The 11,298-nt window shown below is 71.8% G+C and carries 12 protein-coding genes; 6 read left to right on the top strand and 6 right to left on the bottom strand.

Translation table 11 applies throughout. The features are described 5' to 3' along the window. Positions 1 to 120: 120 nt before the first annotated feature. From DEJ33_RS14330 to DEJ33_RS14320, 3 genes are read right to left on the bottom strand one after another with little or no spacing between them, the layout of a single operon-like run. Positions 121 to 2,277 (bottom strand): serine/threonine-protein kinase, encoded by a 2,157-nt coding sequence (locus DEJ33_RS14330; protein WP_111195349.1) that lies wholly within the window; start codon positions 2,275 to 2,277, stop codon positions 121 to 123. Positions 2,278 to 2,323: 46 nt separating this feature from the next. Continuing rightward, positions 2,324 to 3,145: a mycothiol synthase gene (gene mshD / locus DEJ33_RS14325; protein ID WP_110903439.1), complete on the bottom strand. Its 822-nt coding sequence runs from the start codon at positions 3,143 to 3,145 to the stop codon at positions 2,324 to 2,326. Continuing rightward, a complete protein-coding gene (locus DEJ33_RS14320; protein WP_111195348.1) occupies positions 3,145 to 3,825 on the bottom strand; it encodes a response regulator transcription factor in 681 nt (226 codons plus the stop codon). Before DEJ33_RS14320 ends, mshD begins: the two co-directional genes overlap by 1 nt. Positions 3,826 to 3,923: 98 nt before the next feature. Between DEJ33_RS14320 and DEJ33_RS14315 the strand changes: the two genes are divergently transcribed. The 3 genes from DEJ33_RS14315 (at position 3,924) to DEJ33_RS14305 (ending at position 6,061) form a co-directional block, all read left to right on the top strand. Next, positions 3,924 to 4,229 (top strand): hypothetical protein, encoded by a 306-nt coding sequence (locus tag DEJ33_RS14315; RefSeq protein ID WP_110903437.1) that lies wholly within the window; start codon positions 3,924 to 3,926, stop codon positions 4,227 to 4,229. A gap of 153 nt (positions 4,230 to 4,382) precedes the next feature. Next, entirely contained in the window at positions 4,383 to 4,985 is a 603-nt protein-coding gene (locus DEJ33_RS14310; protein WP_110903436.1) for an FABP family protein, read from the top strand. After that, a complete protein-coding gene (locus tag DEJ33_RS14305; RefSeq protein ID WP_111195347.1) occupies positions 4,985 to 6,061 on the top strand; it encodes a folate-binding protein YgfZ in 1,077 nt (358 codons plus the stop codon). The genes DEJ33_RS14310 and DEJ33_RS14305 overlap by 1 nt, the downstream gene beginning before the upstream one ends. 151 nt (positions 6,062 to 6,212) lie before the next feature. On the opposite strand, the gene DEJ33_RS14300 is transcribed toward DEJ33_RS14305, so the two are convergent. After that, positions 6,213 to 7,001 (bottom strand): class I SAM-dependent methyltransferase, encoded by a 789-nt coding sequence (locus DEJ33_RS14300; RefSeq protein WP_111195346.1) that lies wholly within the window; start codon positions 6,999 to 7,001, stop codon positions 6,213 to 6,215. 44 nt (positions 7,002 to 7,045) lie between these two features. On the opposite strand from DEJ33_RS14300, the gene DEJ33_RS14295 reads away from it, so the two are divergent. Next, positions 7,046 to 7,792 (top strand): phosphoglyceromutase, encoded by a 747-nt coding sequence (locus DEJ33_RS14295; protein WP_110903433.1) that lies wholly within the window; start codon positions 7,046 to 7,048, stop codon positions 7,790 to 7,792. Between the two features lie 54 nt (positions 7,793 to 7,846). Here DEJ33_RS14295 and DEJ33_RS14290 read toward each other — a convergent pair whose 3' ends face one another. Both DEJ33_RS14290 and phoU read right to left on the bottom strand, forming a co-directional pair. Continuing rightward, on the bottom strand, positions 7,847 to 8,389 hold the full coding sequence (locus DEJ33_RS14290; protein ID WP_111195345.1) for an AAA family ATPase: 543 nt from the start codon (positions 8,387 to 8,389) through the stop codon (positions 7,847 to 7,849). Between the two features lie 147 nt (positions 8,390 to 8,536). Then, positions 8,537 to 9,208, bottom strand: coding sequence for a phosphate signaling complex protein PhoU (phoU, locus tag DEJ33_RS14285; RefSeq protein WP_110903431.1), 672 nt, complete (start codon positions 9,206 to 9,208; stop codon positions 8,537 to 8,539). Between the two features lie 146 nt (positions 9,209 to 9,354). On the opposite strand from phoU, the gene DEJ33_RS14280 reads away from it, so the two are divergent. Further along, the gene (locus tag DEJ33_RS14280) at positions 9,355 to 10,521 is read left to right on the top strand and encodes a cell wall metabolism sensor histidine kinase WalK (RefSeq protein WP_110903430.1); all 1,167 of its coding nucleotides are present in this window, start codon (positions 9,355 to 9,357) and stop codon (positions 10,519 to 10,521) included. Then, positions 10,518 to 11,198 (top strand): response regulator transcription factor, encoded by a 681-nt coding sequence (locus DEJ33_RS14275; RefSeq protein ID WP_110903429.1) that lies wholly within the window; start codon positions 10,518 to 10,520, stop codon positions 11,196 to 11,198. Before DEJ33_RS14280 ends, DEJ33_RS14275 begins: the two co-directional genes overlap by 4 nt. The last annotated feature ends 100 nt before the right edge of the window (positions 11,199 to 11,298 follow it).

Raw genomic sequence — 11,298 nt, 5'->3', positions numbered from 1 at the left:
TCGCGGGGCAGACCGCCGGACGGGAGGCGCGTGGCGGCACGGCCACGCGCCTCCCGGCCGCCGGACCCGCCGGACCGGCCGCCGGACTCGCCAGACCCGCCGCCGGACCCGCTACCGACGTCAGTCGCGCGTGGTGATCCCGAACGGGTCGCTCTCGAGGTTCGTGAAGTTCCCCACCGTGGCCCGCACCGTGCAGGTGGGCGCCACGGAGAGTGCGGTCACGACGAGCCCGTCGGACGACACCGCCAACGCTCCCGAGCAGCCGTCAGCGAACCGGACGCCGGACTCTCCGCCGGCGACGTCGACGAGCATCTCGGACGGCCGACCGGTGCTCGGGCTGCGGTACAGCGGGTTGAGGTCGTCCGCACCGCTCGGCCACACCGGGACGAGCGTGACGGGCAGGGCGGTCTGGCTGACCGTGCGGTCCGGGGTGCGGACGTCGATGCCCTGCAACCGCTGAACCGGGTACGCGGTGCCGCTCACGGACTGGTCGGTCACGGCGGCGGTGGTCGCGGCGCCGACGCCGTCGAGCCACTCCTGCAGCGCCGAGCCACCCGACCCGGAACCGGCGGCCGCCGAAGAACCGGAGCCAGAGGACCCGGACCCGGACTCGGACCCGGACCCAGACGAGCCGGACCCTGCCCCCGACTCGATCGCGTCCACGGGCACCGTCGCCTGCACGGTCACGGACCCACCGGCCTCGACGTCGACGCCCGACAGGCTCCACGCACAGGCGGTGTCGACGCCGGTCAGCGACGGCTGGTTCCGCTTCGCCGTGACGCCCTCGCCACTCCAGGTGACGGCGGGGCAGTCGGCGCCCTTCGCCGCGGCCGGCAGCACCTCGAGCAGGGGCCCGGTCAGCGGCGCGGTCTGCGCGGCGTAGGTGATCGAGAGCTCGACGGTGCCGGCCGAGGCGTCGACCACGGCCTTGCGCGTGGTGGTCAACCCGGTCGGCAGTGGTCGGTCCTGCTGGTAGGCACTGGCACTCTGCGCTCCGGTCGCGCTGCCCCCGGGGCGTTTCTTCCCGGCGCCGGGCAGCCAGACGACGGCCGCGATGACGAGCACGACGACCAGCACGATCCCGACGATCGCGAGCAGCAGCATCCGGTTCGTCAACCAGTCGGGTCGGGTGAAGCGGCGTCGGGTGCTCTCGACCTCGGCCGGTGCGGCGGGCAGGACCGGGCGAGCCAACGGTCGGATGACGGTCTGGGAGGCGGCGGGTCCGAGGTCGGGACCCGGTTCGACCGCCCCGTCCTCGGCAGCCACGAGCGCAGAACCACCGGAACCGCCGGAGCCGGTCTCGGCGACGGCGGTCCCGGTGCTCGCAGCACCGACCCCACCACGCACGACCGTCGCGGGGCGCTCGACCTCGTCGAACGCGTCCGGGTCGTCGACCCGCTCCAGGGCCGGGGTGTCCCGCAGCGAGCGGGCCAGGCGGCGGAGGGTCGCGGCGGCGTCGACCGCGGACGGGCGGGCAGCGGGCTCCTTCGCCAGCAGGGACGACAGCGCGGCCCAGAGCGCGTCCGGCACGTCGAGTCGCGGCGGGGTGGAGGTCACGTGCCGGTACGCGACCGCGAAGTCCGTGCCCGGGCCGGCGAACGGCGTCCGGCCGGAGAGCAGTTCGTAGAGCATGACACCGGCGCCGTACACGTCCGCGGCGGGACCGGAGCGCCCCTGGCTGATCGACTCGGGCGCCATGTACTGCGGCGTGCCGAGGAGTCCGGTGGTCTTCCGGTCCCGCTCGGCCACGACCGAGGCGATCCCGAAGTCGGACACCCGCACGTCGCCCGTGCTGCCGGCCGTCCACTCGTGGTCGAGCAGGACGTTGTCGGGCTTGACGTCCCGGTGGCTGACGTCACGCTCGTGCGCGACGGCCAGGGCGTCGAGCGTCTCGGCGGTGATGGTCAGGGCGTCGCTCGGCGGCAGCGTGCCGACGGCGAGCAGCAGGTCACGGGCCGAGCCGCCACCGACCAGGTCCATGACGATGGCGAGCCGGTCGCCCTCGACGACGAGGTCCCGGACCCGGACGATCGAGGGGTGGTCGAGTGCCAACAGCACCGAGCGTTCGCGGACGAACCGTTCGACGACGTCCGGTTCGGCAGCGAGTTCCGCCCGCAGCAGTTTCGCCGCGAACTGCTCACCGGTCGCGGTGTGCTCGGTCCGCCAGACCTCGCCGGACGCGCCGGTGCCGAGGAGGTCGACCAGCCGGTAGGACGCGCCGAGCGGCTCCCCCTTGCCGTACTGGGAGCGCTGCGCGTGCTGCCCGTACTCCGTCACAGATCCCCCGAACCCACGAACGTCGGTGCGTCACCGACGCTCCATGTTACCGGCCGGTCGTCGGCGCCGCGTACTGGACGTCGACGGTGTGGTCGACGAACCCCTGTCGGCGGTAGAGCGCCAGCGCGGGTGCGTTGTCGCCCTCGACGTAGAGCGCGACGGCGTGCAGGTCACGGTCGACGAGTCGCGCGGCGCCGGCGCGCATGAGGACCCCGCCGAGCCCCCTGCCCTGCAGGTCCGGCCGGACCGCGACGGCGTAGTACTCGCCGACCCCGTCCTCGACCTTGAGCCAGCAGGAGCCGGCCAGCTCGCCGTCGGCGTCACGCAACAGGACCAGGTCGTCCCCGGAGAACCACGCGTCGGACTCGCGGGCGCGCAGGTCGTCGAGCGTCATCCGCCCCTGCTCGGGGTGCGACGCGAAGGCCGCGGCGTTCAGCGCCAGCCAGTCGGCCTCGTCCCGCGGGGAGCCGGCCCGGAACGCGTCGAGTCGGTAGCCGTCCGGGAGGCCCGGGTCGGCCGCCGTCGTCGGCACGGGTGCGCGCAGCTGCAGCAACGTGCGCTCCGCGGACCATCCCGATCGGGCCGCGAGGGCACGGGCGGCGGGGTGGTCACCGTGTGCCCAGGCCCGCGTCGGCGGGTCCGCCAGGGCGAGCACCTGCTCGACGAGACGGGTGCCGATGCCGCGACCCCGGGCCTCCCGGCGGACGAAGACCTCGACCTCACCGTCCCGGACGACCGCGACACCGGTGTCGTCACCGAGGACGTGGGCGCGGCCGGCGCGCAGGTCGACGAGGGTCTGGTCGGAGAAGGGGGGAGCCTCGCCGTCCGCGATCGCGGCGTCGGCGAGCTGTTCGACGATCGCGAGCACTACTGGCCCTGCGAGCGTTCGTCGTCGTCGTGCACGTTGAAGCGGTACCCGACGTTGCGGACCGTGCCGATGAGGGACTCGAGGTCCCCGAGCTTCGCGCGCAGTCGTCGGACGTGGACGTCGACCGTGCGGGTGCCGCCGAAGTAGTCGTAGCCCCAGACCTCGCTGAGCAGCTGCTCACGGGTGAACACCCGGGCCGGGTGGGTGGCGAAGAAGCGGAGGAGCTCGAACTCCTTGAAGGTGAGGTCGAGTGGCCGACCGCGGACCTTCGCGGAGTAGCTCGCCTCGTCGATGACGACGCCGGAGGCCTGGATCTTCGACCCGGTCTGGTTCTTCGAGGCGCGTCCGGCGTTGAGGCGGATGCGGGCGTCGACCTCGGCGGGGCCGGCGGACTCGAGCACGACGTCGTCGATGCTCCACTCGGTGGTCACCGCGGTGAGGCCGCCCTCGGTCACCACCAGCACGACGGGTGTCGTCGAGCCGCTCGTGGCGAGGATCTTGCAGAGGGCCTTCGCGCTGACCAGATCGGTCCGGGCGTCCACGAACATCAGGTCGCTCTGCGGTGCGTTGACGAGCTGTGCGGCCTCAGCGGGCACGTGCCGGATCCGGTGGCTCAGCAGGCCGAGGCTCGGCAGGACGTCGCCGGGCGCGGCCGAGGTGAGTACCAGGAGCTGTGCCACAGGACCTCCAGAGGCAGATGACGTCGTTGCGCCATCCTAGTGAGCCCGCGGAACCGACCCGGACGGACGGTGCAGCACGCGGCTGTCATGATGGGGACGTGAGTGAGACGACGGACCCCGTGGGTCCCGACCCGGTGGTCGTGCCGAGCCAGCGACGGCTGCGGCTGACGTCGGTGGTGCCGGTGTGGTTGCTCGCGGTCGTCGGAGCGGTCCTCGTCCTGACCCTGACGCAGAAGGACTCGTTCGCCTGGCTGCTGCTCGTGTTCGTCGCGGCGGTGTTCGTCAGCTTCGTCCTGCAGCTCGCGACGCAGACGAAGGACGGCCTGGTGGAGCGGATCAGCATCGCGTCGTCGGGGTCCTTCGTGGTCGTGCTCGTGACGGCGCTGATCCTGCTCGTGCGCTGAGGTCCCTGGCTTCTCGGTCCGGGCCGCGTAGACTTCCGGCATGGATTCGCTGCTTGCGCTCGAGCTCTTCTACGTGGGCCTGCTGGGCCTGGCGTCGCTCGCGATCGCCTTCATCTCGGTGACCGTCGTCGTCAAGCTCTTCAAGGGCCAGCGGTGATCGAACTCCCCGAGGGCCTCTCCGCCGAACTCGTCCCGCTGTCGTGGCTGGTCGGCGTCTGGGAAGGCACCGGCGTCGTCGAGTACCCCGTGGGTGAGGACGACGACGTCCGGACGTACGAGTTCGGGCAGCGCGTGAGCTTCAGCCACGACGGTCTGCCGTACCTCAACTACTCGTCGACGACGTGGCTGCTCGACGACGACCACACGCCGCTCGCTGCCGAGATGGGCTACTGGCGGCTCGACCGTCCCTCCGAACCGGGTGACCGGGGTCCCGCGTTGCTGCTCGGTGACGGCCCGGTGCCGTTCTCGACCACGCAGAGTGTCGAGACCCTGCGCAACCAGACGAACGGCTTCGACGTCGAAGCGGCGATCATCCACCCGACGGGCGTCAACGAGCTCTACGTGGGCCGCGTCAAGCAGGGTCGCATCGACCTGGCGACCGACGCGGTGATGCGCTCCGCCAACGCCAAGGAGTACTCGGCCGCCACCCGCATGTACGGCCTGGTCGAGGGCAAGCTCTTCTGGGCGTGGGACATCGCCGCCCTCGGCCGTGAACTCACCTCGCACGCCTCGGGGCAGCTCGCGAAGGTCGACTGATGGCCTCGCCGTTCGCTGTGCGTGACGGGTTCGTCGCCTCCGCTGCCGGGCCCGCGGCCCACTTCGGCAACCCGCTCGGCGAGCAGCGTCTGCTCGCCCGCGGTCGCGCGGTCGTGGAACTCGGACTCGGCGTCGTCACGGTGTCGGGTCCGGACCGGCTGTCCTGGCTGAACTCGATCACGTCCCAGCTGCTGCTCGGCCTGGCACCGGGGGTGAGCACCGAGACGCTGGTGCTCGACGCCTCCGGTCGGGTGGAGCACGCCGCGCGGGTCGTCGACGACGGCGAGACCGCCTGGCTCCTCACCGAGCCGGAGGACGCCGAGCCGCTCGCCGCCTGGCTGTCCTCGATGCGGTTCATGCTGCGGGTGGAGGTCACCGACCGTTCGGCCGAGTTCACGACGCTCGGGTGGTTCGACGGAGCCGACCCGCTGCACGGTGCGTCGCCGCTGGTCACCTGGGTCGATCCGTGGTCGTCCGTCACGCCCGGTGGGTGGGGCTACGCCGACCTGGAGGCCCACCCCGGCACCGACTGGACCCTCCGCATCGCCGTGGTCACCCCCGACACCGCTGCCCAGGTGGCCGCGTCGGACGTGCCCGCCGCGGGTCTCCTGGCGCTGGAGGCCCTGCGGATCGCCGCCTGGCGTCCGTCGCTGTCCGACGTGGACGAGCGGACGATCCCGCACGAACTCGACTGGCTCCGTTCCGCCGTGCACCTGTCGAAGGGCTGCTACCGCGGACAGGAGACGGTCGCGAAGGTGCACAACCTCGGACGTCCGCCGCGGCGCCTGGTGATGCTGCACCTCGATGGCTCCGACGGCGTCGTTCCCGCACCGGGCACGCCCGTGACGCTGGACGACACCGAGGTCGGGCGGCTCGTGGCGTCGGCCACGCACCACGAGCTCGGGCCGATCGGGCTGGCGGTCGTCAAGCGGTCCCTGGACCCGGCGGCCGTGCTGTCCCTGACCGCCGACGACGTCGTCGTGACCGCAGCGCAGCAGGTCATCGTCCCGCCGGGCGCCGGCGCGACGGCCGACGTCCCGCGCCTGCCACGCCTCGGGGCCGTCCGCCGCGGCTGACCCCGTGGCCGTGGCGCTCGCCGGCTGGTGATCGCTGCACGGCACCGGTGTTCGTCCGTCGCGTCGCGACCGTCCGCGGTGCGTTCGACGAACACCGGTGTCCAGCCGAGCCTCCCGGCCGGCCGGGATGTGGACCGCCGGAGCGGGCGCGTCAGGCGGGAGCGACCGCGGACCAGGGGACGCTCAGTTCGCCGAGTCGCCAGCGGCTCGTGCCGTGCAGGACCGGCCAGCCGCGGTCACGCATGCCCCGCACGGCTGCGATCCAGCGCTGCCGCGGGCCGTACGTGCCGAGCGGTGCCGCGACCGCCCACGCCAGGTCGAGGTCGCGGAGGAACCCGTGCACCCGCTCGCCGGGGACGTTGCGGTGGATGAGCGCCTTCGGCAGCCGCTCCGCGACGATGCTCGGGACGTCGAGGCCCGCCAGACGCAGGGCGACCGTGAAGGTGTGCGGGGCCTCCCGGTCGAGCGTGACCCACGAGGCGACCCGACCGACCTCGTTGCAGGTGCCCTCGACGAGCTGCCCGCCGGGTTGCAGCCGGTCCTGCATGATCCGCCAGGACCCGACGACGGCGGACTCGTCGTACTGCCGCAGGACGTTGAAGGCCCGGATGACCGCGGGTCGTCGGCCGCCCGGCGTCGGCGTCTCGAAGCCGCCGAGCCGGAACGTCACCCCGTCGCGGGTGCCGGCGTTCGCGAGGGCGACCCGCGACGGCTCGATCTCGATCCCGGTGACCTCGACGTCGGGTCGGACCCGGGCCAACCGGTCGCGGAGCTCCAGCGTCGTGGTCGGGCTCGCGCCGTAGCCGACGTCCGCGACGAGGGGGTCGTCGGTGCGCCGGAGGACCGGAAGGGCCGCGATCCACCGGTCCACCCTGCGGAGCCGGTTGTGCCCGGTCGTCCCGCGGGTGACGGTGCCGATCGGCGAGGAGTTCCCGGGCATGGGACCAGGGTACGGGTGGACCACTGCTCGGTAGACTCGGGCGCATGACCTCCACGCTCGTCCTGCTCCGTCACGGCAACAGTGACTGGAACCAGAAGAACCTGTTCACCGGTTGGGTCGACGTCCGGCTCTCCGAGCTGGGTGAGAAGGAGGCGAAGCGGGCCGGCAGTCTCATCGCCGAGTCCGGCATCGTCCCCGACGTCCTGTACACCTCGCTGCTGACCCGGGCGATCCAGACGGCCGACATCGCCCTGCTCGAGGCCGACCTGGCCTGGCTGCCGGTCAAGCGCGACTGGCGCCTCAACGAGCGGCACTACGGCGACCTGCAGGGCAAGGACAAGGCCCAGACGCTCGAACAGTACGGCGAGCAGCAGTTCATGGAGTGGCGCCGCTCGTTCGACGTCCCGCCGCCCCCCATCGCGGACGACGCCGAGTGGTCGCAGCACGGTGACCGTCGCTACGCGGACCTCGGCGACGAGCTGCCCCGGACCGAGTCGCTGAAGCTCGTCATCGACCGGTTGCTGCCGTACTGGGAGTCGGACATCACGAAGGACCTCGGCGCGGGAAAGACCGTCCTGGTCACGGCGCACGGCAACTCGCTGCGGGCACTCGTGAAGCACCTCGACGGCATCTCCGACGACGACATCGCCGGTCTCAACATCCCGACGGGCATCCCGCTCGTGTACGAACTCGACGACGACTTCCGGCCGACCAAGCCGGCGTACTACCTCGACCCCGAGGCCGCCGCGGCCGGTGCGGCTGCGGTCGCTGCCCAGGGCGCCAAGAAGTAACAGCAGCGCGGCGCGACACGACGGCCCCGTCCCCTCCGGGCGGGGCCGTCGTCGTCACGCGAAGTGCGACGCGATCTCCTGCACCAGGACGCCGACGTCGTACGGCCGAGCGGTGTCGATCCGCACGACGGGGTCGACGCCGACCGGAGCGGCGGACGCCTCGTGCTCGTCCCAGAACGCCAGGATCTCCGCGAGGTCCCCGTGCACCTCGTGCCGCGTCGGCAGCGTGCCGGGCTCGTACCGGTCGCGGAGTCGTTCCTCGGCGGTCACACGGTCGACGTCGCACCACACCTCGACGACGCGCGGCGACCCGGCGGCGGTGAGTCCGGCCTCCAGGAAGGCCCGGTCACGCGCCGGCAGCAGGACGGCGTCGACGACGACCCCGTTCTCGACCGCTCCGGCCATCGCCCAGACCGTGTCCATGGCGATCCCGCCGAGCATGCGCGAGGGGATCATGGGTCCGGCGATGTCGGCCAGTGGTTCCTTCACCCGGTCCTTCGACAGGAAGGGACAGCCGAGCACCTCGGCGAGGGCGGCGCCCACCGTGCTCTTGCCGGAACCGGGCATGCCGTTGACGATGATCGCGACCTGGGCCATGCTCCGATCCTCCCAGGTCTCGACCCCGCAACACGCAACGTGGGCGGCCACCCGCAACGGAGTACCGCTGCGGGCAACCGCCCACGTTGCGTGTCGCGGAACCGACCGCGGGTCGGAACCGACCGCGGGTCGGAACCGCGTCCGGCCTCAGGCCGGGGACGTCGTGACGTTGGCCGCGCCGGCCCAGTCGCCGGTCGCCAGGTACTCGACCTTCTTCGCGATCGAGACCGCGTGGTCGGCGAACCGCTCGTGGTACCGGGAGGCCAGGGTGGCGTCGACCGTGTCGACCGGCCCGCCCTTCCACGCCTCGCCGAGCACGAAGTCGAAGACGCTGGCGTGCAGCTCGTCCACGGCGTCGTCCTCGTCACGGATCTCGGCGGCCAGGGCGATGTCCTCGGTCGCGAGCAGGCGCGTGAGCTTCTGCGACATCGCGACGTCATGTGCGCCCATCTGCTTGAAGGTGCCGCGCAGGCCCTTCGGGACGACCTTCTCGGGGAAGCGCTGACGTGCGAGCTGCGCGATGTGCTCGGCCATGTCGCCCATCCGCTCGAGCGACGAGCTGACCCGCAGGGCGGTGACGACGACCCGGAGGTCGCGGGCGACGGGAGCCTGGCGGGCGAGGATGTCGATGGCGACCTCGTCCAGGGCGGACGCGGCGGCGTCGATCTTCGCGTCGTCGGCGATGACCTCCTCCGCGAGGGCCACGTCCGACTCGCTGAACGCCTCGGTGGCTCGGGTGATGGCGGACTCGACGAGCCCGGCGATCTCGGTCAGACGCTCTTGGACGTCCTGGAGCTCCTGCTGGAACACTTCGCGCATGGGGGAGGGCCTCTCTCTGCGTACCGGACGAGTGTCGTCAGCCCAGGTGAACGGTCGGTGACCTGCGGCTGAACGGTTCGCGATCCGGCCTGCTCCGGGGCGTGAACGGCGTCCGAACCGCGTGTGACCACTCCTACACTGGCGGCATGGACAACGCGTGGCTCGTGCCACTGTCGATGCTCCTCGGCGGTGTGTTCGGCGCGGGCGTCGTGGTGCTGATCATCACCGCCGAGCGCACGGCACGTGCAGCCGACGTGGCGGAGCGGAGCCTGCCGGACGGGGTCGCCGCCGTGATCGCCACCATGCACAACCCGGCCGTGGTGGTGGACCCCTCGAACACCGTCGTCGCCGCGTCGCCGCAGGCGCTGGCGGTCGGTCTGGTGGTGCGTCGGAAGCTCGTGCACGACGAGCTGGCGGCCCTGGTCGACCGGGTCCGGCGCAGCGGGGAGATGGGCGCCGAGGACCTCGAACTGCCCCGCGGCGGTCGGGGTGACGTGATGGGCTACCTCAGCTTCCGCGCGGCGCAGCTCGGCAACCGGTACGTGCTCGTCACGGCGGACGACCTGACCGAGAGTCGGCGCATCGACGAGGTCAGGCGTGACTTCGTCGCCAACATCTCGCACGAGCTCAAGACCCCGATCGGTGCCATCGGCCTGCTGTCCGAGACCCTCGTCATCGCAGCCGACGACCCGGCGCACGTCCGGAAGTTCGCCGCACAGCTCGTCACCGAGTCGGAACGACTGGGTGCGCTGACGAAGGACATCATCGAGCTGTCCCGGCTGCAGTCCGTCGACGCGCTCGAGGCCAGCGAGGAGACCGGGATCGACAAGGTCGTGCAGGCCGCGATCGACGGCAACGAGGTCGTCGCACGCGCCCGGGGCATCGAGTTGATCCGTGCGAAGAAGTCGAAGCTGCGCGTGATGGGGGACCCGGGCCTGCTCCAGGTGGCGGTGTCGAACCTCATCGCGAACGCGGTGAAGTACTCCCCGGACAACACCCGCGTCGGCGTCGGCGTCCGCGGCACCAAGGGCTTCGTGGAGATCGCGATCACCGACCAGGGCGTCGGCATCCCGGAGGCCGACCTCGACCGCGTGTTCGAACGGTTCTACCGCGTCGACCCGGCCCGCTCCCGTGCCACCGGCGGCACGGGACTCGGTCTGGCGATCGTGAAGCACATCGTCAGCAACCACGGCGGCGACGTCCGCGTCTGGTCGCAGCCCGGCAAGGGTTCGACCTTCACGATCCGCATCCCCGAAGCCGACCCCGAACTGACCACAGCACTCGAAGAGCAAATGGAAGAGCAGCCATCGTGACCAAGATCCTCATCGTCGACGACGAGCCGGCACTGAGCGAGCCCCTGGAGTTCCTGCTGCAGCGGGAGGGGTACGAGACCGCCGTCGCGGCCGACGGCGTCACCGCCCTGTCGAAGTTCGACTCCGAGAACCCGGACCTCGTCCTGCTGGACCTGATGCTGCCGGGTCTGTCCGGCACCGAGGTCTGCCGGCAGATCCGCACCCGTTCGAACGTCCCGATCATCATGCTCACCGCGAAGGACTCCGAGGTGGACATCGTCGTCGGGCTGGAGCTCGGCGCCGACGACTACGTGACGAAGCCGTACTCGACGCGTGAGCTGCTCGCGCGCATCCGTGCGGTGCTCCGCCGCCGGACCGAGGATGACCCGGGGGACATGGGCATCCTGCAGGTCGGCGGGATCCGGATGGACGTCGAGCGGCACACGGTCTCGGTCGACGGGTCCGAGACGCCGATGCCGCTCAAGGAGTTCGAGCTCCTCGAGCTGCTGCTCCGCAACGCCGGTCGCGTGCTCACCCGTGGGCAGCTCATCGACCGGGTCTGGGGCTCGGACTACTTCGGCGACACGAAGACGCTGGACGTGCACATCAAGCGGATCCGCTCGAAGATCGAGCGCGTCCCGAGCACGCCGGAGGTCCTCGTCACCGTCCGCGGGCTCGGGTACCGCATCGAGGCGTAGCCGCCACCGGCGGGCAGACGGACGGGAGGCCCGGGGCCGGTTCATCGGAACCGGCCCCGGGCCTCCCGTCGGGCGCTGCTGCACCGTGCCGTCGTGCACG

Source organism: Curtobacterium sp. MCPF17_047 (assembly GCF_003234045.1).
GTDB lineage: Bacteria > Actinomycetota > Actinomycetes > Actinomycetales > Microbacteriaceae > Curtobacterium.
Note: the sequence above shows the minus strand (reverse complement) of the source record. Positions and strands in the feature narration are given on the sequence as shown.